At 61.4% G+C, this 19,065-nt stretch carries 21 protein-coding genes, 1 tRNA gene and 4 pseudogenes; 14 read left to right on the top strand and 12 right to left on the bottom strand.

Annotated features, from left to right (window positions below):
- Positions 1-132: 132 nt before the first annotated feature.
- The 4 genes from NXT3_RS10130 to purC all read right to left on the bottom strand — a co-directional run bounded on the left by NXT3_RS10130 (position 133) and on the right by purC (position 2,435).
- The gene (locus NXT3_RS10130) at positions 133-540 is read right to left on the bottom strand and encodes a hypothetical protein (RefSeq protein WP_097524847.1); all 408 of its coding nucleotides are present in this window, start codon (positions 538-540) and stop codon (positions 133-135) included.
- A 51-nt stretch (positions 541-591) separates the two neighbouring features.
- A complete protein-coding gene (gene purQ, locus NXT3_RS10125; RefSeq protein ID WP_037424453.1) occupies positions 592-1,263 on the bottom strand; it encodes a phosphoribosylformylglycinamidine synthase subunit PurQ in 672 nt (223 codons plus the stop codon).
- Between the two features lie 130 nt (positions 1,264-1,393).
- On the bottom strand, positions 1,394-1,636 hold the full coding sequence (gene purS / locus NXT3_RS10120; RefSeq protein ID WP_012708154.1) for a phosphoribosylformylglycinamidine synthase subunit PurS: 243 nt from the start codon (positions 1,634-1,636) through the stop codon (positions 1,394-1,396).
- Between the two features lie 34 nt (positions 1,637-1,670).
- Complete coding sequence (purC, locus tag NXT3_RS10115) at positions 1,671-2,435, bottom strand: phosphoribosylaminoimidazolesuccinocarboxamide synthase (protein ID WP_018239850.1); 765 nt, start codon at positions 2,433-2,435, stop codon at positions 1,671-1,673.
- Positions 2,436-2,659: 224 nt separating this feature from the next.
- On the opposite strand from purC, the gene NXT3_RS10110 reads away from it, so the two are divergent.
- Positions 2,660-2,974 carry a DUF1476 domain-containing protein gene (locus tag NXT3_RS10110; RefSeq protein ID WP_037424455.1) on the top strand — a complete coding sequence of 105 codons (315 nt, stop codon included), beginning with the start codon at positions 2,660-2,662 and terminating at the stop codon, positions 2,972-2,974.
- Between the two features lie 116 nt (positions 2,975-3,090).
- Here NXT3_RS10110 and NXT3_RS10105 read toward each other — a convergent pair.
- Positions 3,091-3,765: pseudogene (locus tag NXT3_RS10105) on the bottom strand (DUF3604 domain-containing protein); the annotation flags it as partial.
- On the opposite strand from NXT3_RS10105, the pseudogene NXT3_RS10100 reads away from it, so the two are divergent.
- Positions 3,749-3,964, top strand: a pseudogene (locus tag NXT3_RS10100) (hypothetical protein); the annotation flags it as partial. The pseudogenes NXT3_RS10105 and NXT3_RS10100 overlap by 17 nt on opposite strands.
- Positions 3,965-4,145: 181 nt before the next feature.
- On the opposite strand, the gene NXT3_RS10095 reads toward NXT3_RS10100, so the two are convergent.
- Entirely contained in the window at positions 4,146-4,703 is a 558-nt protein-coding gene (locus tag NXT3_RS10095; RefSeq protein ID WP_050988348.1) for a DUF1003 domain-containing protein, read from the bottom strand.
- A 164-nt stretch (positions 4,704-4,867) separates the two neighbouring features.
- A tRNA-Ser gene (locus NXT3_RS10090) sits at positions 4,868-4,957 on the bottom strand.
- A gap of 299 nt (positions 4,958-5,256) precedes the next feature.
- Here NXT3_RS10090 and NXT3_RS10085 point away from each other — a divergent pair.
- The 4 genes from NXT3_RS10085 to NXT3_RS10070 all read left to right on the top strand — a co-directional run bounded on the left by NXT3_RS10085 (position 5,257) and on the right by NXT3_RS10070 (position 9,299).
- On the top strand, positions 5,257-6,291 hold the full coding sequence (locus tag NXT3_RS10085; protein ID WP_097524846.1) for a septal ring lytic transglycosylase RlpA family protein: 1,035 nt from the start codon (positions 5,257-5,259) through the stop codon (positions 6,289-6,291).
- A gap of 67 nt (positions 6,292-6,358) precedes the next feature.
- Positions 6,359-7,513 carry a D-alanyl-D-alanine carboxypeptidase family protein gene (locus tag NXT3_RS10080; protein ID WP_097524845.1) on the top strand — a complete coding sequence of 385 codons (1,155 nt, stop codon included), beginning with the start codon at positions 6,359-6,361 and terminating at the stop codon, positions 7,511-7,513.
- Between the two features lie 56 nt (positions 7,514-7,569).
- The gene (gene tmk / locus NXT3_RS10075; protein WP_097525052.1) at positions 7,570-8,271 is read left to right on the top strand and encodes a dTMP kinase; all 702 of its coding nucleotides are present in this window, start codon (positions 7,570-7,572) and stop codon (positions 8,269-8,271) included.
- Positions 8,268-9,299 carry a DNA polymerase III subunit delta' gene (locus NXT3_RS10070; RefSeq protein ID WP_097524844.1) on the top strand — a complete coding sequence of 344 codons (1,032 nt, stop codon included), beginning with the start codon at positions 8,268-8,270 and terminating at the stop codon, positions 9,297-9,299. The genes tmk and NXT3_RS10070 overlap by 4 nt, the downstream gene beginning before the upstream one ends.
- A 108-nt stretch (positions 9,300-9,407) precedes the next feature.
- Here NXT3_RS10070 and NXT3_RS10065 read toward each other — a convergent pair whose 3' ends face one another.
- On the bottom strand, positions 9,408-9,701 hold the full coding sequence (locus NXT3_RS10065; RefSeq protein ID WP_104839277.1) for a nucleoside triphosphate pyrophosphohydrolase family protein: 294 nt from the start codon (positions 9,699-9,701) through the stop codon (positions 9,408-9,410).
- A gap of 174 nt (positions 9,702-9,875) precedes the next feature.
- Between NXT3_RS10065 and metG the strand changes: the two genes are divergently transcribed.
- The 4 genes and pseudogenes from metG to NXT3_RS10045 all read left to right on the top strand — a co-directional run.
- The gene (metG, locus tag NXT3_RS10060) at positions 9,876-11,420 is read left to right on the top strand and encodes a methionine--tRNA ligase (RefSeq protein ID WP_104839276.1); all 1,545 of its coding nucleotides are present in this window, start codon (positions 9,876-9,878) and stop codon (positions 11,418-11,420) included.
- Between the two features lie 20 nt (positions 11,421-11,440).
- Positions 11,441-12,220 (top strand): TatD family hydrolase, encoded by a 780-nt coding sequence (locus tag NXT3_RS10055; protein WP_104839275.1) that lies wholly within the window; start codon positions 11,441-11,443, stop codon positions 12,218-12,220.
- 2 nt (positions 12,221-12,222) lie between these two features.
- Positions 12,223-13,059: an MBL fold metallo-hydrolase gene (locus NXT3_RS10050; protein WP_104839274.1), complete on the top strand. Its 837-nt coding sequence runs from the start codon at positions 12,223-12,225 to the stop codon at positions 13,057-13,059.
- Between the two features lie 177 nt (positions 13,060-13,236).
- Positions 13,237-13,739: pseudogene (locus NXT3_RS10045) on the top strand (transposase); the annotation flags it as partial.
- 13 nt (positions 13,740-13,752) lie between these two features.
- On the opposite strand, the gene NXT3_RS10040 reads toward NXT3_RS10045, so the two are convergent.
- Positions 13,753-14,400, bottom strand: a complete 648-nt coding sequence (locus NXT3_RS10040; protein ID WP_097524841.1) for a TetR/AcrR family transcriptional regulator — start codon at positions 14,398-14,400, stop codon at positions 13,753-13,755.
- A 215-nt stretch (positions 14,401-14,615) separates the two neighbouring features.
- Between NXT3_RS10040 and NXT3_RS10035 the strand changes: the two genes are divergently transcribed.
- The gene (locus NXT3_RS10035) at positions 14,616-15,509 is read left to right on the top strand and encodes an NAD(P)/FAD-dependent oxidoreductase (protein ID WP_097538300.1); all 894 of its coding nucleotides are present in this window, start codon (positions 14,616-14,618) and stop codon (positions 15,507-15,509) included.
- Between the two features lie 21 nt (positions 15,510-15,530).
- The gene (locus tag NXT3_RS10030; protein ID WP_037425193.1) at positions 15,531-16,004 is read left to right on the top strand and encodes a methyltransferase family protein; all 474 of its coding nucleotides are present in this window, start codon (positions 15,531-15,533) and stop codon (positions 16,002-16,004) included.
- On the opposite strand, the pseudogene NXT3_RS33070 reads toward NXT3_RS10030, so the two are convergent.
- The 3 genes and pseudogenes from NXT3_RS33070 to NXT3_RS10015 form a co-directional block, all read right to left on the bottom strand.
- Positions 15,974-16,357: pseudogene (locus NXT3_RS33070) on the bottom strand (hypothetical protein); the annotation flags it as partial. The gene NXT3_RS10030 and the pseudogene NXT3_RS33070 overlap by 31 nt on opposite strands.
- Positions 16,358-16,645: 288 nt before the next feature.
- Complete coding sequence (locus NXT3_RS10020; protein ID WP_037425191.1) at positions 16,646-16,837, bottom strand: DUF6494 family protein; 192 nt, start codon at positions 16,835-16,837, stop codon at positions 16,646-16,648.
- A gap of 81 nt (positions 16,838-16,918) precedes the next feature.
- The gene (locus NXT3_RS10015) at positions 16,919-17,674 is read right to left on the bottom strand and encodes an SDR family NAD(P)-dependent oxidoreductase (protein ID WP_037425189.1); all 756 of its coding nucleotides are present in this window, start codon (positions 17,672-17,674) and stop codon (positions 16,919-16,921) included.
- A gap of 349 nt (positions 17,675-18,023) precedes the next feature.
- On the opposite strand from NXT3_RS10015, the gene NXT3_RS10010 reads away from it, so the two are divergent.
- Both NXT3_RS10010 and NXT3_RS10005 read left to right on the top strand, forming a co-directional pair.
- Positions 18,024-18,608 (top strand): L,D-transpeptidase, encoded by a 585-nt coding sequence (locus NXT3_RS10010; RefSeq protein WP_097524838.1) that lies wholly within the window; start codon positions 18,024-18,026, stop codon positions 18,606-18,608.
- A 190-nt stretch (positions 18,609-18,798) separates the two neighbouring features.
- Positions 18,799-18,942, top strand: a complete 144-nt coding sequence (locus tag NXT3_RS10005; RefSeq protein WP_037383394.1) for a hypothetical protein — start codon at positions 18,799-18,801, stop codon at positions 18,940-18,942.
- Positions 18,943-19,065: the final 123 nt, after the last annotated feature.

The following is a 19,065-nucleotide window of genomic DNA, read 5'->3' as shown; positions in this document are numbered from 1 at the left end:
GGGATGCGTTCAAAGATGTGGCGCCGCCGCCCGTCTGTTTGCTTGCCGCCACGACGCAGAGGCTAGGCGCGGACGATTTATCCGCGGCGCGCGAGACCGCCGAGCTCGGATCGGGAACTCGGTTGTTTGAGCTCAACTGCAGCCCTGGCCGCCGGCGGCCCAGCGCCGCACGTCCGACGCGATCCGCGTGCCCACCGGCTCGCTGAGAAGCGGACCGAAGGCCTGCAGCCGGGCAGGGTGCCCTTCGGCTTGGATGACCGCGAGGGGGCGTGACTCGGGCGATTTGCGCGGCACGAGCAAAATGCGCGGGCGCCCGGAGAAGGAATTGAGTTCCGGTGCGAGCCGATAGGCCTTGAAGGCCGGGTCGCCCGACTTGAACCAGCAGCCATTGGCGCCAAGCGCAACGCGCTCCATCGTCGGGAGCGCGGCGGAGCTCGCAGGCGCGGAGGTTGGGCGGTTGGATTGGCACCCGCCAACGAGCACAAAGCTTGCGGCGACGCAGCCGAGCGCTGCGAATTGTCTGCATTTCATGGATGGCATAGGCGGCCTCGCGCGCGTGACGATGGATACCGCCTTCTAGCAGCGATACGGTTAAGCGGCGATTACGTCGAGCGCCGAGGCGAAGATGCCGCGGCCATCCGAGCCGCCATGGGCCGCTTCGATCAGGTTTTCCGGGTGCGGCATCATGCCAAGAACATTGCCGCGGTCATTCACCACGCCGGCAATATCGTTGAGAGAGCCGTTCGGGTTGGTGCCTTCGGCATAGCGGAAGACGACCTGACCATTGCTTTCCACCGCCTTCAAGGTTTCGGCGTCGGCGAAATAGTTTCCGTCATGGTGGGCGACGGGGCTGCGGATCACCTGGCCCTTGGCGTAGGCACGGGTGAAGTCCGTCTCCGCATTGACGACTTCGAGCTTCACTTCGCGGCAGACGAATTTCAGCGAGGCATTGCGCATCAGCGCGCCCGGCAGCAGGCCCGCTTCGACGAGGATCTGGAAGCCGTTGCACACGCCAAGGACGCGCACGCCTTGCTCGGCCTTGGCCTTGATCGCCTGCATCACCGGCATGCGCGCGGCGATCGCGCCGCAGCGCAGGTAGTCGCCATAGGAAAAGCCGCCGGGAATGACAATCAGGTCGACATCCGGGATCTCCGTCTCGGTCTGCCAGACGGTCACCGGCGTCTTGCCGGAGATCTTCGTAAGCGCCGCGATCATGTCGCGATCGCGGTTAAGGCCTGGAAGCTGAACGACGGCTGACTTCATGGGCGTAGATACCTTGCCTTGGCCCCGCGGCCCTGAAGCGCGCGAGGTGAACATCAATGCTGGAAACGCCGGTGAACCGATCCGAGGGTCGCGTCCGATCGTGACGGCCGGCGCAGAAATTCCCCCGCCGTCAGGCGAGGGAAATACTGTAATTTTCGATCACCGTGTTGGCGAGCAGCTTCTCGCACATAGCCTTGAGCTCGGCTTCGGCCTTGGCCTTGTCTGCGGTCTCGAGCTGCAGGTCGAAGACCTTGCCCTGGCGGACCTGGCCGATGCCGTCGAAGCCAAGCGCCCCGAGCGCGCCTTCGATTGCCTTGCCTTGAGGGTCCAGAACGCCATTCTTCAACGTCACGGTTACGCGTGCCTTGATCACTTGCTTATCCCCGAAATTCACTTGGCCAGCATCGTTACTTGACGAGCACGGGTCCGGAACCGCGCGGCGGCTCGTTCTCGTTGATGATGCCGAGACGGCGGGCCACTTCCTGATAGGCCTCGACCAGGCCGCCCATGTCGCGGCGGAACCGATCCTTGTCCATCTTTTCCTTGGTCTCGACGTCCCACAGCCGGCAGCTGTCCGGCGAAATCTCGTCGGCCAGAACGATGCGCATCATGTCGCCTTCGTAGAGGCGGCCGCATTCGATCTTGAAGTCGACGAGTTGGATGCCGACGCCAAGGAAGAGGCCCGACAGGAAGTCGTTGATGCGGATGGCAAGCGCCATGATATCGTCGAGTTCCTGCGGGCTCGCCCAGCCGAACGCGGTGATGTGCTCTTCCGAGACCATCGGGTCGTCGAGCGCATCGGCCTTGTAGTAGAACTCGATGATCGAGCGCGGCAGCACGGTGCCTTCCTCGATGCCGAGGCGCTTTGCGAGCGAACCGGCGGCGACATTGCGCACGACGATCTCGAGCGGAATGATCTCCACTTCCTTGATCAGTTGCTCGCGCATGTTGAGGCGGCGAATGAAGTGCGTCGGAATGCCGATCTTGTTGAGATGAGTGAAGATGTACTCGGAAATGCGGTTGTTGAGTACGCCCTTGCCGTCGATGACGTCATGCTTCTTCTTGTTGAACGCGGTCGCATCATCCTTGAAGAACTGGATGAGCGTGCCCGGTTCCGGACCCTCGTAAAGGATCTTTGCCTTGCCCTCGTAGATACGGCGGCGACGATTCATGGACTTGTCTCTGTGGTTGTTGGCGCTCTTGGGTCGCGCATTTGGAATTTTCTCAGCGGGTCCATATCTGAAAAGAACGCATTTCACAATCGGCGTATCTTTCCTTCCCCCGATTTAGATCAGGGTATCATGAAAGGCGCCAAAGACGAAAACGCAGGTTGCTCTTCCGCCGGCACACTGCATTATGCGAGAATGCTGGCCGGCAACTTGAGGGAGGTCGATTGATGACGACGATGCAGGATCGCGAGAAGGCTTTCGAGGCAAAGTTCGCGATGGACGAAGAGTTGAGGTTCAAGGCCTTGGCGCGGCGCAACAGGATGCTCGGCCTCTGGGCCGCCGGCCTCCTCAACAAGGCGGACCCCGAAGCCTACGCGCGTGACGTCATCACCGCAGATATCGAGGAAGCCGGCCACGAGGACGTCGTGCGCAAGATCAAGGCCGACTTCGACGCGGCCGGGGTGGCGCAGTCGGAAGCCGACATCCGCGTGCGCATGCTGGAGTTCCTGGCACAAGCGGTCGAGCAGGTCCAGAACAGCTAGTCCCAGGAATTGAATTCGTCGATTTTGCGTGGCGGCTTCGATGCCTGGCCACGCGAAAAGATCTGCGGCACTGCCGAACGTTCTCAAATCTTTCCGACGCGGTCAGCGGCATGCCGTCAGGACTTCGGCGTGTACCAGATCGGCGACGTGTAGGCGCGCTCCGTGATGGTCGTCGCGGTGCCCGGCAAAGGCTTCACGCCAAATCGCTTGCCGTCATAGGCGGTCCAGCGCGGCGTCGGAATTTCGATCACCCGGCCGTAATAGAAGGCGGGCTGGTTGGAGTCGAATTCCGGATCCTTCCACACGGCGATGAGTTCAGGTGCGCCGACCGTGTTGGTCCAGGTGGCGTTCGCCTCGTCTACGGTATTGCCGACCGGTGGAAGCTTGCCGTCGCCCGACCAGGCGACGTCATAGACCTTCTCGTGCGGGTTTCCGTCCTTGTCCAACCAGCCCTTGACGATCTGGTAGCGGTCGAGATTGGCGCCGATCGGGTCCTTCAACGCCGCGACAAGGAAGGTCGGCGCTTTGCCGCCGGGTGCCGCGCTGAGGTCGCCACCCATCGGCACGCCCTTGCTGTAGCCGATCCGCGCCGGCAGGCGATCCTCGGCATCACGGGCCTCGAAGTCCCATCCGCCGAAGAAGCGCACGATCATGCGCGGCCCGGTCGTGGCATAGGTTTCCTTGCGTTCCATCGCGTCCCACAGGGATTCGCGCCTGTTTTCCCTGGCCCAGACCGCCGCATAGCCGGAGGCCGAGACCTCCCAGTCCATGATCTTCACGCCGGAGATCTTTCTGACCGGATGGGGCCTCGTGGGCGCCGGCCAGGCCGACCTCGACTGGGACGTCGCCGCCGCCATCGGCTATCGCTTCAGCGACACGGTGTCGGCTGTCGCCGGCTACCGCGCCCTGGGCGTCGACTACAGCAACGACGGTTTTCTGTTCGACGTCGTGCAGCAGGGTCCGATTCTCGGGCTCGTGGTGAAGTTCTAGCCTGGTGGCCGAAAGATCAAGGCTGATCCCTGGAGCAAGCGACTGATCCCGTCGCAAACCCAACGAAATGCAAAGAATGCATCTAACGAGAAAGCGGCCTCGGAGCGGAGCAATGCCGACCGCGGTTTCGAGCTCCGGAAGGTAGGAGGTTTTGCCTCGAGTAGATTCGCAAGAGCGGTATCTAATCGTCGCTGCCGGCTTGCCGTTTTTCCAGTCGGTCGAGCACGTCTTCGGGAGTCACTTCGGTCGCGAGTTCGCCGACCTCGGCGTCTACCGCTGTCCTCACGTCAAGCCGAGCGGCAATTGCCGAGACCAAGGTCAGCAGTTGGGTCGCCTCCTGTTCGGCCAGCAGTGATATTTGCAGGTTGAGATCTGCCCGCTTGTCGTCGTCCGCCGCCATTCGGTTCTGACTGATGAGAACGAAAGTGGAGATGAAGATCGCCTCCACGGAGGCGACCATGGCGAGGATTACAAAGCTCGGGTCGAAGACGGGCACACCAGGCAACCATCTCATGTTCGCCGCGATCCAGAAGACGCATGCCGCGAGATGAAGATAGATGAAGGTCATCGAGCCGGCAAAGCGCGTAATTGTATCTGCAATCTTGTCTTGAAGCGTCTTTCCAAGTTCCGCCTCCCGGCGCCGTTTCAGAATCGCATTGATGTTACGATCCAGCCTGCGCGAGCCTGCAAGCGGCCGATCCGTCGCTTCTTCATCGGGTGGCTTTCTCGAAATGGGCATGCGCTCGGCAACGTCACTGATTGATCTTGCTCGCACATCGCCTGCAACCCCGCTGCAGATACAAAGTTCCGGTCAGGAGATAATGATATGCGGCCAAGCGGGCGCGGACCCTGGACGGTCCCGGTTGTCAACTCGGTGCTGATAGGAAGATTTGGGAAGCTCAGTGGCGGAGGAGGTGGGATTCGAACCCACGGTACGCTTTCACGCACGCCGGTTTTCAAGACCGGTGCCTTAAACCGCTCGGCCACTCCTCCGGGCAGCCGCGTTATTGCCCGAAGCAAACGGGCTTTGCAAGATTTGCTGTGCTCAGCACCATGATTTTGTTGCTCCGCGTAGGGACTGGCACTGTCCATCTGGCGGCTTTCGGCCCTTCGATCTTTACGTTCTGTAAACCATAAGACGAGATTTCAATGGCGCTTTCGCCATCCAGTTCGCAATTCCGCCTTGTTGTTGTCATGATTACTTTGATTGTTCCGTTTCGGAACGCCGAATTCTGCGCGGGGGCTAGTGCGGATCATTTCGGTGCGGCATTGCGAATGATCTTGTGGGACAGATGACATCCGATAGAAAAGCGGCATACCTTGTGAGGGGAATTCGGCTCGCTGCAGTTCCGTTGCTGTGCGCAATGCTTACCGCCTGCGGATCGACGACATCCAGTGTCAAGAAGAGCAAGTCGCGAAGCAAGGAATACTTCGCCGAATCCGTCTATGGCGTCAAAGCCAGCCCGCGGGTCGCCACCGGACGCAATATTCCGAAGGGCGGCGGCCGCTATCAGGTGGGCAAGGCCTATCAGGTCAAGGGCAGGTGGTATCAGCCGAAAGAGGATTTCGGCTACAACAAGACCGGCATGGCCTCGTGGTACGGATCGGCCTTTCACGGTCGCCTGACGGCAAACGGCGAAGTCTACGACAAGTATCACCTGTCGGCGGCGCACCCGACCTTTCCTCTGCCGAGCTATGCCCGGGTCACGAACCTCGAGAACGGCACGTCGGTGATCGTCCGCGTCAACGACCGCGGTCCTTATGAATACGGCCGGCTCATCGACGTCTCCTCAAAGACGGCTGACATGCTGGACATCAAGCGCAAGGGGAGCGCCAAGGTTCGCGTTCAATATGTCGGCCGGGCTCCGCTCGAGGGCAACGACATGCCCTATCTCATGGCGTCCTACGTCAGGAAAGGCGATCGTTCTCCGGGTGTGATGCCCGAAGGCCAGATCGCGACGGGGGTCATGGTCGCCTCGAACGAACCGCTGCGCAACCAGGTGCAGGATCTCGGCACCGTCACGGTCCCGGCCAAGTCGATGCTCGGCTCAGGCGCCCCGGTGAACGCACTCGCCGCGCCCGCGCAAGCCTTCCCGACGCCGCCGGCTATGACCGAATTCGTGCTGCTGCCGGACATCGGCCCGATCCCGACCGAGCGGCCCGAATTGATCCCGCTGCCGGACGGCACCATGGCCTATGCGGCTGCCTATGTGGAAGTGCGCGTCAGCGACAAGGCCTCTCCCTTCGAAGCGATCATGGTCGATTCCAATCCGCTCACTCCCGAGTCGATCCTTGCCTATGCGAAGCGGCATCAAGGCGCCATCTGATCCGATCGATGCCGATTGAACGGGGGGCTCTGCACTGCTATGCCCGCATGAGAAACCGGAGTTTCTTATGCGCATGAAGTGGTTCGCGATCGTGGGCATCCTGGCGGCGATCGCTCAGGGGGAGGCGACAGCGCAAACGCCGGCCTTCGATACGAAGGCGAAGCAAATCTACCTCGTCGATGCGGAAACAGGCACCGTGCTCTTCGCGCGCGGCGAAGACGATCCTGTACCGCCCGCCTCGCTTGCCAAGCTGATGGCAATGGACGTGGTCTTCGAGGCGCTGGAGAAGGGCGAACTGACGCCGGAGACGACCTTTCCGGTTTCCGAACATGCCTGGCGAACAGGCGGTGCACCGTCCGGCACGGCCACGATGTTCGCCGCGATCAAATCCCAGATCCGCGTTGCAGACCTCATTCAAGGCGCGACTGTGCAACTGGCGAATGACGCCTGCATCATCCTGGCCGAGGGCATGGCCGGCAGTGAGGCGGCCTTCGCCGAACGGATGAACAAACGCGCCCGCGCGCTTGGCATGCCGGTTGCGACCTTCAAGAATGCGACGGGCCTGCCGGATCCGGGAAGCAGGATCACGATGCGTGAACTCGTCACCCTGTCACGCCATCTGCGCGACGCGCATCCGGAATTCTACCGCCTCTATGCTCAGCCTGAATTCGAGTGGAACAAGATCCTTCAGCGCAACAAGAACCCGCTGATTGCCGCCAATGTCGGAGTCGACGGGCTGGCGACCGGTTTTGCGGAAGGGTTCGGCTTCTCGCTTGCCGCCTCCATGCAGCGCGGCGACCGCCGGGTCTATCTGGCGATGGCCGGCCTTGAAACCGACAAGGAGAGGATCGAGGAAAGCCGCCGCGTGCTCGACTGGGCAATGACGAATTTCGAGAAGCGGCGCATCTTCGCTGAAGGCGAGACGATCGGCGAGGCGAGCGTTTACGGCGGGGCGGCGTCTCGCGTCTCGCTGGTCGCGGGTGACCCGGTCGACCTGCTGCTTCCGGTCAACAATCCGGAACGGTTGACGGCGAGGATCGTCTACAAATGGCCGCTGACGGCGCCGGTGGCAGCCGGCCAGCAGGTAGGCGTCGTCAAGCTCTGGAACGGCGAGAAGCTGCTGAGGGAAGTGCCGGTCAGAACGGCCGAGGCGGTTGGGCCCGGCACGCTCAGCAGCCGGGCGCTCGACGCCCTGCAGGAACTTCTGTTCTTCTGGCTGTGACAAATGCGGTGCTTGACGGTTCCTTCCGCCAGATCAATCGGCTAAACAGAACCGGTATGCACGCCGATCTGGAAGAACTTGTGTCGCTGACAAAGGGATTGTTCGTAACATTCGAGGGTGGAGAAGGGGCGGGAAAATCGACCCAGATGCGCCTTCTCGCCGATTCGCTCAGCGCCCGAGGCTTTGACGTGCTGACCACCCGTGAGCCCGGCGGCTCCATAGGGGCGGAGGCGGTCCGCCACGTCTTACTGTCGGGTGCAGCGGAACCCTTCGGTGTCCGCATGGAGGCGATTCTGTTCGCGGCGGCGCGCAGCGACCATGTCGAGGAAGTCATCCGCCCCGCCTTGCAGCACGGGAGGATCGTGCTCTGTGACCGCTTCATGGATTCCTCCCGCGTCTATCAGGGCGTCACCGGCAATCTCGAGCCCGGCTTCATCGAAACGCTCGAGCGCGTCGCCGTGAACGGCGTCATTCCCGATCGGACGATCATCTTCGATCTGCCTGCTGAGGTCGGGTTGGAACGCGCCCGGCGCCGTTCCAGCGAGGACCCGGACCGCTTCGAAAAGGAGCAGCTCGAGACGCACGAGAAGCGCCGCGAGGCTTTCCTCGACATTGCCGAGGCCGATCCCCAGCGGTGCCGGGTCGTCAATGCCACCCGTCCTCCGGAGGCGATCGCAGCGGAAGTCCTGAGGCTGGTGGAGGCGCTGCTGCCGGGCAATGGCGAACCGCAGTCGTCCGCGGTCGAAGCGGCATCATGACCATGGAACGTCCCGGCGTGCTCGAGGGGGCAGTCGCTCCCGTGGAAAACAACAAGCTCTTCGGCCATCGTGAAGCCGAAGCCTTTCTTGCCCAGAACTACAGGTCCGGCAAGGGCCACCATGCAATCCTCATCGAAGGCCCCGAGGGGATCGGCAAGGCGACGCTCGCGTTCCGGTTCGCCAATCATGTGCTCAGCCATCCCGAGCCCGCGGAGGCGCCCGAACTCCTCGACGACCCCTATCCGGCGTCGCTCGTCACGCGGCAGCTTGCCTCCGGCGCGTCGCACAATCTGTTGCATCTCACGCGCCCCGTCGACGAGAAGACGGGCAGGGCGAAGGGAGCGATCACCGTGGACGAGGTCCGCCGCGCCGGAAAATTCTTCGGGCAGACATCGGGCACGGGGAACTGGCGCATCGTCATCGTCGATCCCGCCGACGATCTCAACCGCAATGCCGCCAACGCGATTCTGAAGATCCTCGAGGAGCCGCCGCGCCGCTCACTGTTTCTCGTGCTGACGCACGCGCCCGGAAAGCTGTTGCCGACGATCCGTTCGCGCTGCCTGCCGCTGCGGATGAAGCCGCTCGAAGCGGAGCCAATGCGCCTGGCGCTCGCCCATCTGGGCTTCGATCTGGCCGGTCCGAGCGCCGATGGAATCATTGCCGCGGCGAGCGGCAGCGTTTCCGAGGCGCTGAAGCTGATCAATTATGGCGGGCTCGACATCGCAGCCGCCTTCGAGGACGTTCTCGCAGGGAAGGGCCCGGCCGTCCGCAAGCAGATGCACAAGCTCGCCGACATTCTCTCGGCGAGGGACAGCGAAACGATTTACGACTTCTTCTCGTCGCTCGTCACGGGGAGGGTGATGCGGCTGGCGCGCGAGGCGGCCATTGCCGGCGACATTCACCGAGCCGAGCGCTTCGCCAGGCTCTCCGGCAGCTTCGGCGAGCGGCTGACCGTAAGCGACGCCTATAATCTCGATCGCAAGCAGACGATCCTGTCCCTGCTCGACGATTTGAAGGACGCCCTATAGGTCCGGCCTGAATTTCCACTTCCGCTCGATCGCCGCGGCAAAGGTCGATATCGTTACTGCATGATTCCTTAAATCGGAATCGATTTGAGGAAAAAATCATTCAGCAATTCAAAGTGCTACAGCGGCCTTTGCTCGTCTATAGACGCGCGGCGCTGTAGTGTAGGCGAAGAGCAGGACATGGCCGAGAAGATCGGCCGTCTCGTCTGCAAGCGACCGTCGCAATGCGTCGATCGGCGTGCCAGCCGTTCGCCCGCGACCGCTCGCCTTGTTCCATGCCTGTGTCAGTTCGCCGAGCTCCTCCTGCAGCCTCAGAATGTACCAGTCCGGATCTCGGACGATGGCGTGTTGGTTGGCATAGGCAGCCGAAGCTTTTTCGAACTTTTCCTTGAGATCACGCAGCATCGCTTTCCCCTTTCCGTGTTTATGGTTTGTTCCCACCGGCCGCAGATGTCAACGGCCAAGCTGCCTGAAGACGCTACTGTCCCTCAGGGTTTTTCTGGGCGTAGCGGTTCCCTACCTAAAGGCGATGCGCTAATAGCAGCCATAGTTTCCGATCCGAGATAAATCGAAGCCGCCATGAGAGATACGTCCCCGTTCTACATCACCACCGCGATTTCTTACCCGAACGGCAAGCCGCATATCGGCCACGCCTATGAGCTGATCGCGACGGACGCCATGGCGCGCTATCAGAGGCTGGACGGGCGCGAGGTCTTCTTCCTGACGGGGACCGACGAACACGGCCAGAAGATGCAGCAGACGGCACGCAAAGAGGGGATCTCGCCGCAGGAGCTTGCCGACCGCAACTCGGCGGAGTTCGAAAAGATGGCCGAACTGCTCAACGCATCGAACGACGATTTCATCCGCACCACGGAGAAGCGTCATCACGAGGCGTCGCAGGCAATCTGGATCCGCATGGGCGAGGCGGGTGATCTTTACAAGGATTCCTATGCCGGCTGGTACTCTGTTCGCGACGAGGCCTATTACCAGGAAAACGAGACGGAACTGCGCGACGACGGTGTGCGCTACGGGCCGCAGGGAACGCCGGTCGAGTGGGTGGAGGAGGAGAGCTACTTCTTCCGTCTGTCGGCCTATCAGGACAAGCTCCTGAAACTTTACGAGGACAACCCCGATTTCATCGGCCCCGCCGAGCGGCGCAACGAGGTGATCTCCTTCGTCAAGTCGGGCCTGAAGGATCTGTCGGTCTCGCGCACGACCTTCGACTGGGGCATCCGGGTGCCGAACGATCCTGCCCATGTCATGTATGTCTGGGTGGACGCCTTGACGAACTATCTCACCGCGACGGGCTATTTGGCCGATCCGTCGGGACCGCGGGCAAAGTTCTGGCCGGCAAATATCCACGTCATCGGCAAAGACATCATCCGCTTCCATGCCGTCTACTGGCCGGCTTTCCTGATGTCGGCGGGCCTGCCGCTGCCGAAACGCGTCTTCGCGCATGGTTTCCTGCTCAACAAGGGCGAGAAGATGTCGAAGTCGCTCGGCAACGTGGTCGACCCGTTCAACCTCGTCGAACATTTCGGCTTGGACCAGATCCGCTATTTCTTCCTGCGGGAAGTCTCCTTCGGCCAGGACGGCAGCTACAGCGAGGAGGGAATCGCGACCCGCATCAATTCCGACCTAGCCAACGGTATCGGCAATCTCGCCAGCCGCTCTCTGTCCATGATCGTCAAGAACTGCGACGCCCAGATTCCGGTCTGCGGTCCGCTGACGGACGAGGATAAGGCGATGCTCGTTGCCGCCGATTCGCTCCTCGATACGACGCGTGAGGAAATGGGCAAGCAGCTCATCCACCGCGCGCTCGCCGCGATCATTGCCGTGGTTTCCGAGACGGACCGCTATTTCGCCGGGCAGGAACCCTGGGCGCTCAAGAAGACTGATCCGGAGCGCATGGGGACCGTGCTCTACGTGACGGCGGAGGTGGTGCGCCAGATCGCGATCCTGCTGCAGCCCTTCATGCCCGAATCGGCGGGCAAGCTCTTGGATCTGGTGGCGGTCCCCGAAGAAAGGCGCAGTTTCGCCGACCTTGGCGAGCCGGGCCGCCTGGTTCCCGGCACGCCGCTCGAGGCGCCGAAGCCGGTCTTTCCGCGCTACGTTGCACCGTAAGCGTAAGCGAGAGCGAACGGATGCTGATCGACACGCACTGCCATCTGGATTTTTCGGATTTCGACGCCGAGCGCGACGAGATCATCCAACGCGCCCGGCAGGCAGGCGTGACCCAGATGGTGACAATCTCGACCCGCGTGAAGCGCTTCGAGTCGATATTGGCGATCGCCGAGAAATACGAGAACGTCTTCTGCTCGGTCGGTACCCATCCGCACAACGCCGACCAAGAGCTGGACATCACGGCGAAGGACCTCGTGCGCCTGTCGGCCCATCCGAAGGTGGTGGCGATCGGCGAGGCGGGTCTTGACTATTTCTACGACAATGCACCGCGAGATGCGCAGGCGGAGGGTCTGCGTCGCCATATAGCGGCGGCGCGCGAAACCGGGCTGCCGCTCGTCATTCACAGCCGGTCGGCGGACGAGGATATGGCTGCGATCCTGACGGAGGAAGCGGGGAAGGGTGCCTTCCCCTTCCTTCTCCACTGCTTCTCTTCCGGAGCCGACCTGGCGCGCACCGGCGTCGATCTCGGCGGCTATGTCTCCTTTTCGGGAATCCTGACCTTCCCGAAGTCTCAGGAACTGAGGGATTTAGCCAAGACGATCCCGCGCGATCGCCTGATCGTCGAAACGGATGCGCCCTATCTGGCGCCGAAGCCTTTCCGCGGCAAGCGCAACGAGCCGGCCTATGTTGCGCACACGGCCGACGTCCTCGCCGAAACAATCGGCGTCACGAAAGAGGAAATTGCGGAGATCACGACGGAAAACGCCTTGCGAATCTTTTCCAAGATGCCGAGGCTCTAGACGTGGCGTTTCGGCGGGTCTTCACCATCCTGGGCTGCGGCTCGTCGCCCGGGGTGCCGCGCATCACCGGCGACTGGGGTGCCTGCGATCCGTCAAATCCACGCAATCGCCGCTTGCGCGCCGCGCTGCTCGTGGAGCAGTTCGCACCGGACGGCGGCAAGACGACCGTCGTCATCGACACAGGCCCCGATTTCCGCACCCAGATGGTGGCGGCCGATGTGCGCCACATCGACGCCGTGCTTTACACGCATGCGCATGCGGATCATCTGCACGGCATCGACGATCTGCGCGGCTTCGTCATCGAAAACCGCAGGCGTGTGCCGATCTGGGCGGACGCCTATACCATGGCTCGGATTCGCGACGGATTCCGCTACTGCCTGGAAGCGCCGCCCGGCAGCGGATATCCGCCGATCGTCGAACCGCATGTCATCCCAGAGGATCTTCCGCCGGTTATCGTCCACGGCGCCGGCGGACCGATAGCCTTCCAGCCTCTGATGCAGTTTCATGGAAACATCCATTCGCTCGGCTTCCGCATCGGCAATTTTGCCTACTGCAGCGACGTCAGCGACTTTCCGGCCGAGACGATCGGCAAGCTCAGTCAACTCGATCTCTTGGTCATCGACACCTTGCAGTACAAGTTTCATCCAAGCCATCTGTCGCTGGTGCAGTCGCTCGGCTGGATCGAGCGACTGCAGCCGAAGCGCGCCGTACTGACGCACATGCATGTGCCGCTCGACTACGACGTCGTGCGCGACGAGACGCCGGACCATGTCGAGCCGGCTTATGACATGATGCGGCTGGAGCTCGAAGTCGACGTGCCGACCGCCGAAGAGGCGTAAAGGCTGTCTGAGAGGATTTGCCTGCAAGCTTTTGATTCGGATTGAAATAGTGGAATTATCTCCGATGGGTTAGTTCCATAATCTATCTTATGCGATTTTTCTATTGGCCGGGGTACATTCTATTTCCAAGTGCGACATGGCAATAAAGACAATGAGTTGGCCCTTGGAATTTTTTGCATGTCGCTTTGCTATTCGCAGCTCACCCTTCCCGATCGTCGTCGTTTGCATCAGCTGATGGAACGCAAGGTTTCGCTTGCCGAGATTGCTCGGCAGCTCGGCCGTCATCGCTCGACGATCTACCGCGAGCTGAAGCGCAACACCTTTCACGATGCCGAGTCTCCGGAATACAGCGGCTACTACAGCGGCATTGCCAACGACATCTCCAAGGAGCGTCGCGACGGCTTCGCGAGCTCAGGCGTCACCCGCAATTACGTGGATCGAGCAGCGGAAGGCGCTTTGGTCGCCGGAGCAGATCGCCGGTCGCCTGCTTGCCGATGGCGTGAGCGCAGTCCGCGTCTGCAGCGAGACGATCTATCGCTTTATCTACGGCAAGGAAGACTATGCGCTGGAGCTCTATCGGCATCTGCTGCAAGGCCGCCGCAAGCGCCGCCGCGCCGCTCCCGCGAGCCGGCGATGGCTTAATCCCGTTTGATTGCAGGATCGACCAACATCCTGATTTTGATCCTAACTAGGCTATCCGCCTGCGTGGTCGTTGCCACCGTGCGCGGCGATGAACATGGCAACGGCCGACCGGCAATAGGATTCGATTTCGTTGTCGTCCTCTGCTCTCGCCTGATCGAAGCGTGCGATAATCAGGAGATCGCATCCTTTGAAAAGCGCAGCAAACAAGCGGGCGGACCGGAGGGGATCTGGCACGTTCAGAACCGCCTTCGCGTGCAACTGACGCAACAGGGCCTCGATTTGGGCGATGATATGGGCGGGGCCGGCTTCGTAATGAAGCTTGCTTAATGAGCTTTGATTGGTCTTGTCGGCCATGACCATGGCTTCGACACCGCTGACGTCCGGGCGCAACAGCGTGCGAAGCAGGGATGATCCCACCGCCATGAGCTGATCTTCGACCGAACCGTCGACGCCTTCAAAAAGGGCCTGTGGTAAAAACTGATGGCAGCGAGCCGTAAAGGCCGCCCCGAACAGCGCCTCCTTGTTCTCGAAGTGCTTGTAGATGCTGAGCTTGGATATTTTCGCTCGCTGGGCGACCTTGTCCAATGTCGTCGCGTGAAAACCCAATTCCGCAAAGAGTTCGCTCGCTGCGTCGACTATCGTTTGGCCAAGCGCCTCGTTGACGGGCCGGCCGCGCCGGCTCTGACTATTTTCGCTCACAACAATTCCAGTCCTTGACAGTATCGTTATTCTTGAATTAGGATACCATGCAGTTTCAGAAATATGCAAGCCAAAGAATGAATCGAAAAACGAGGGTGCCATGCAACGACGAACACTGCTGAAGCTGACCGCGCTTTACACCATTGGCGTCCCCCGTGCCCAGGCCACCGCACAGCCCAAACCAACCCTCTATCCGCAAAACGGAGCCCCTCACCATGGATGACGTCATCATCATCGGCGGCAGCTTTGCCGGCCTCGCCGGCGCCCTGCAGCTCGGCCGTGCCCGCCGCAAGGTCACCGTTCTCGATACCGGCCTGCCGCGCAATCGCTTCGCTGGCCACTCGCATGGCTTGCTCGGTCACGATCACAAGCCTCCGCTGGACATCCTGGCCGAGGCGCGGCAGCAGCTGGCGCGTTATCCCACGATCAGGCTGGTCAATGCCCGGGCCGACAGCGTCTCCGGCGCCATCGATGATTTCTCCGTCCTTACTGGCGATGGCGAAAGCCTTGGGGCGCGGCGCCTGATCCTGAGCTATGGCGTCGCCGACCAGATGCCTGATGTTCCTGGCTTTGCCGAAGGCTGGGGCACGTCCATCGTGCCCTGCCCCTATTGCGACGGCTTTGAAGTCGCCGGCCAGCATTGGGGCCTCGTCTGGTCCGGCCCGCAGTCGCACAATCAGGTCAGGCTGTTCCACGATTGGACCCACAGATTGACGCTCTTCGCCGATGGTCACGACATTCCGCCGGATATCCGGGCCGATCTGGCGCGTCGCAACATACCTGTCGTCGAGGGCCGGATTACCGAGATCGCCCGTCACGGGGGCCATAGCGCCACCGTCAAGCTCGATACCGGCCCCGATGTCGCGGTCGACATCCTGTTCGCGCATCCGCGCAACAAGCCGTCCGCAAACCTGCATGAATCACTGGGCCTCGCCACGCTCGATACGCCCCTCGGCATCGCCCTCAAGGTCGACGAGCGCCGCGAAACCAGCATGCCCGGCATCTACGCCGCCGGCGACCTCGCCAACCCCCTCATGCCCTCGGTCACCACGGCATCATGGCAAGGCGCGATGGCAGGTATCTTCGCCCAGCAGTCGATGCTGGTTTGAGAGCACGGATTGGAGATGAGCATGGCCGTCGAACCGGACAGCGCGGGTGTGCGCTTCCCTCCGCCCTTGGTCTATCTTGCAGCGCTGCTGTTGGGGCTGGCGGCGGAGCGGTTCGTCTCTCTGCGCTCTTTCGGCATCGACTGGCGGTTGCTGGTCGCGACGGGCGCGCTGCTATTCGTTGCCGGCGCGGCGATGATGCTTGCGGCGGCGGGGCTGCTCCGGCGGCTGGGCACCAACGTTCCGCCGTCGCAGCCAACGACCCTCATCGCAACGACCGGTCCTTATCGATGGACCCGCAATCCCATATATCTCGGCATGGCGCTTATCTATGCCGGCCTTGCGATCGGCTTCGACGGGCCGATCGCCTTCGCCTTGCTCCCGTTGGTGCTGATCGCGATCCAGACGCAGGTGATCGCCCGCGAGGAACGCTATCTCGAAGCTAAGTTCGGCGACGACTACCGCCGCTACAAGGCCGAGGTTCGCCGCTGGCTCTGACTATTCCGCCGCTGCCGCCTGCGGGGCCCTCTGCCGCGAGCTATCATATCCTGAAGGTTGCGGGCCGGTGTCGCGGAAAACCGACTGGCCGGCTGACCCCGCAGTACACCCGGCGCCTGTGAGGAGACGCACATGTCTAAACCAGAGACACCGAAGCCAGCATCAGCATCTCTCGTCCGACTGCCCACGGAGAAGCCTGACACCACATGGTGTTCGAACACGTCACCTTCGACCTGCCATCGCGAGAACTCGCTAGTCAGATGCCCGCCGCACGATCTTTGCGACGAAGTCCGATTGCCGCCGGTGTAGAATTTCCAGTCGCCGTTTGTCTCCGCTGCCAGCTTGCGCTTGAGAGCCGCGTATTCGGCAGCGTCGTCCGGATGCGTGCGGAGCCAATCTCAAAGCATGCGCTTGACATGCGTGGCGTTCTCCGGGCCGCAGAGGTACAGCCGCGTTCCATGGGAGCCGCGTCCTGAGGTGAAGGTCCACATGCCATCACTGTAGGGATCGCCATGGAAGATAAATTTTTCCAGCAATCTTTGATTCTCAGTTGCAGAATTTGCCTGTCGGGGAATGGCGGAGCACCTAGCTATTCCGCCGGCGGTGTCTCGATAAGCTCGCCCTCCCTTCAAAGTCACCGGCTATGGAAGTTCGATTTCGCCGTCCACGACGTGGTTGAGACTGGTGCCTTCCGCCGTCAGCGTCATGCGGACCTTCAGCTTCTTGCCGCCGGTCTGCCCGTCACGCACGATCTCCTCGATCTTTCGCTGCGAGGTAATGCCGACCTCTTTCAGGAATTTGCGGATCGACATGTTGAAGGCGTCTTCACTCATCACGGAACTCCTCTGTGTCCAGCTAGGATTGTAAGAGAAGGCGGGCGGTCAAGGAAGCCGGGCGGTGCCTGGCGAGGCCCCTCAGTGAGCGGTGTAGGCGCCGTCCACGAGATGGTAGCTGCCGGTGATGAAACTTGCCTGGTCGGACAGGAGAAAGCAGACAAGAGCTGCCACCTCTTCGGGCGTGCCGCGCCGGCCCATCGGCTGCAGCGCTTCCAGCCTCCGGGTCTTCGCGAGCTCCGCATATTCCGACAGAAGCGGCGTTTCGATCCAGCCGGGACCGACCGCGTTGATGCGGATCCCCATGCGCGCATACTCGATCGCTGCCGTCTTTGTCAGCCCGACGACCCCATGCTTGGCCGCGGTATAGGCCGCTGCGGTGGGCAAGGCGACGGAAGCGAGAATCGACGTCACATTGACGATTGCGCCGCCTCCCCGTCCCAGCATGGCCGCGATCTCGTATTTCATGCAATGGAAGGTGCCGTTCAGATTGACGTCGATGACGCGCTGCCAGTTGTCGAGCGGGTAATCCCCCGTCGGTTTTCGGACTCCTTCAACGCCGGCATTGTTGACGGCGAGGTTCAGGCCTCCGCATTCCCTGAGAGTGAAGTCCACCAGTTGCTCGACGGCGCCGGCGTCGGCCACATCGACTGTGAAAGGGCGGGCTCGACCCCCGTTCGCACGGATCCCGTCGACAATCTGCTGGGCAGCCTCAGGATTGAGATCGGCAACGACGACTTCTGCCCCATCGCCGCATAATTGCCGCGAGATGGCCGCGCCGATTCCCGAACCGCCGCCGGTTACGATGGCAATCTTGCCCTCGAAGCCCAGTTTCATGCTCTTAATCCTTCTTACCTCTTCCCACTCGCAGTCGAGCAGACACGGCTGGTTGCCGCAAGGGTTTAATCTATCCGCCAAGCTGGCCGCCCGATCGCTCGAACACGTCAGCCGGTCGTCGTTCGCGAGTCGGATCTGCGGCCGCAGGATTGGCGCAATCGAGAGGGGATAACGACAGCGAATCGGGCCGTCTGCCCCTTCGTACTGTCCCAAATCGAACATGCAATCCCCTGATTTAAAAGGCTTAATTCACCTCCTTGTGCCCGCCTGAGATGCGAGGCTTGGCCAGCACGCGCAGCAGTGTTAAACACGCAGTCTGGGGACTCACGTATTTTCTTAGCAGGTGAAGATGGACAAGAACCATGTTACGCGTCGCATGCTCGTATTGGGTAGTCTGGCTTTGCTGGCCACGGGATGCAGTTCGATCGTCCGACCAATCGAGAGCCCAATCGCTTCCAGGACGCGTATCGAGCCGCGCTACCGCAGGCAGGAAGTAGCCTATGACGGAGGCGAGGCACCGGGAACGATCGTCGTCAACACCGAGGAACGTTATCTCTACTACGTCGTGGGCGGCGGCACGGCGATTCGCTACGGCATCGGCGTCGGAGAGGAAGGCCGCACCCTCAAGGGCAGGGCCAGAATCGGCCGAAAGGCGGAGTGGCCCTCCTGGACCCCCACCGAAAACATGATGCGCCGAAAACCCCACCTGCGTCAGTATGCGGGGGGCGTCTCCGGCGGCTTACACAATCCGCTCGGCGCATCCGCCCTCTACCTCTATCGTGGCGGGCAGGACACGATGTTCCGCTTGCACGGCACGAACGAACCGTGGACGATCGGACAGGCAGTGTCGAGCGGTTGCATCCGCTTGACGAACGAAGACATCGTCGATCTTTACAGCCGGACCCCCGTCGGGACCACCGTATTGATCATCTGATGGTGTTTGCGCGCGTATTTGGTATAAATAATTAAGCCAGGTGTTTTGAAGTGACCGTTAAACAGTTCCGCACCGACAAAGCTGATGCCAACTGTGTCCTTCTTGCACTAGGCCTAGGCGCCGATCGCCACTATTACTTGGAGTGTTGCCTTCGATAAACCATTCCGACTATTGAGGAAAGGACTACTTGATGAGCAGAATTCTAATCGTGATGATTGCGTTGCTTTCTGTCGCCGGCCTGACCGCTTGCGACACGATCGGCAAGGGCAAAGGGAAGGCTCCGCCGCCTGTGGCAGCAGAGCCGGCAGTAGAGCCTGCTCCCGTTTACAAGTAACGCCTGAATTTGCTCCGTGGGAGACTCCAAGAGCCTCCCACGGAGCGCCTTTAGACCGAATCAGCCCAAGGCAGACGGTCGAAAACGCCACTGGTTGATACAAGCCGGCGCAAATTTTGCTAA

It is taken from the genome of Sinorhizobium fredii, from assembly GCF_002944405.1.
GTDB classification, from domain to species: domain Bacteria; phylum Pseudomonadota; class Alphaproteobacteria; order Rhizobiales; family Rhizobiaceae; genus Sinorhizobium; species Sinorhizobium fredii_C.
This window is presented reverse-complemented; position numbering and strand designations above follow the sequence as displayed.

Bases quoted from the DNA above. Each gene is read 5' to 3' on its own strand.
- NXT3_RS10130 (WP_097524847.1), bottom strand. From the start codon at position 540: ATGCCATCCATGAAATGCAGACAATTCGCAGCGCTCGGCTGCGTCGCC.
- purQ (WP_037424453.1), bottom strand. From the start codon at position 1,263: ATGAAGTCAGCCGTCGTTCAGCTTCCAGGCCTTAACCGCGATCGCGAC.
- purC (WP_018239850.1), bottom strand. From the start codon at position 2,435: ATGAATCGTCGCCGCCGTATCTACGAGGGCAAGGCAAAGATCCTTTAC.
- NXT3_RS10110 (WP_037424455.1), top strand. From the start codon at position 2,660: ATGACGACGATGCAGGATCGCGAGAAGGCTTTCGAGGCAAAGTTCGCG.
- NXT3_RS10095 (WP_050988348.1), bottom strand. From the start codon at position 4,703: ATGCCCATTTCGAGAAAGCCACCCGATGAAGAAGCGACGGATCGGCCG.
- NXT3_RS10085 (WP_097524846.1), top strand. From the start codon at position 5,257: ATGACATCCGATAGAAAAGCGGCATACCTTGTGAGGGGAATTCGGCTC.
- NXT3_RS10080 (WP_097524845.1), top strand. From the start codon at position 6,359: ATGCGCATGAAGTGGTTCGCGATCGTGGGCATCCTGGCGGCGATCGCT.
- tmk (WP_097525052.1), top strand. From the start codon at position 7,570: ATGCACGCCGATCTGGAAGAACTTGTGTCGCTGACAAAGGGATTGTTC.
- NXT3_RS10070 (WP_097524844.1), top strand. From the start codon at position 8,268: ATGACCATGGAACGTCCCGGCGTGCTCGAGGGGGCAGTCGCTCCCGTG.
- NXT3_RS10065 (WP_104839277.1), bottom strand. From the start codon at position 9,701: ATGCTGCGTGATCTCAAGGAAAAGTTCGAAAAAGCTTCGGCTGCCTAT.
- metG (WP_104839276.1), top strand. From the start codon at position 9,876: ATGAGAGATACGTCCCCGTTCTACATCACCACCGCGATTTCTTACCCG.
- NXT3_RS10055 (WP_104839275.1), top strand. From the start codon at position 11,441: ATGCTGATCGACACGCACTGCCATCTGGATTTTTCGGATTTCGACGCC.
- NXT3_RS10035 (WP_097538300.1), top strand. From the start codon at position 14,616: ATGGATGACGTCATCATCATCGGCGGCAGCTTTGCCGGCCTCGCCGGC.
- NXT3_RS10030 (WP_037425193.1), top strand. From the start codon at position 15,531: ATGGCCGTCGAACCGGACAGCGCGGGTGTGCGCTTCCCTCCGCCCTTG.
- NXT3_RS10020 (WP_037425191.1), bottom strand. From the start codon at position 16,837: ATGAGTGAAGACGCCTTCAACATGTCGATCCGCAAATTCCTGAAAGAG.
- NXT3_RS10015 (WP_037425189.1), bottom strand. From the start codon at position 17,674: ATGAAACTGGGCTTCGAGGGCAAGATTGCCATCGTAACCGGCGGCGGT.
- NXT3_RS10010 (WP_097524838.1), top strand. From the start codon at position 18,024: ATGGACAAGAACCATGTTACGCGTCGCATGCTCGTATTGGGTAGTCTG.
- NXT3_RS10005 (WP_037383394.1), top strand. From the start codon at position 18,799: ATGAGCAGAATTCTAATCGTGATGATTGCGTTGCTTTCTGTCGCCGGC.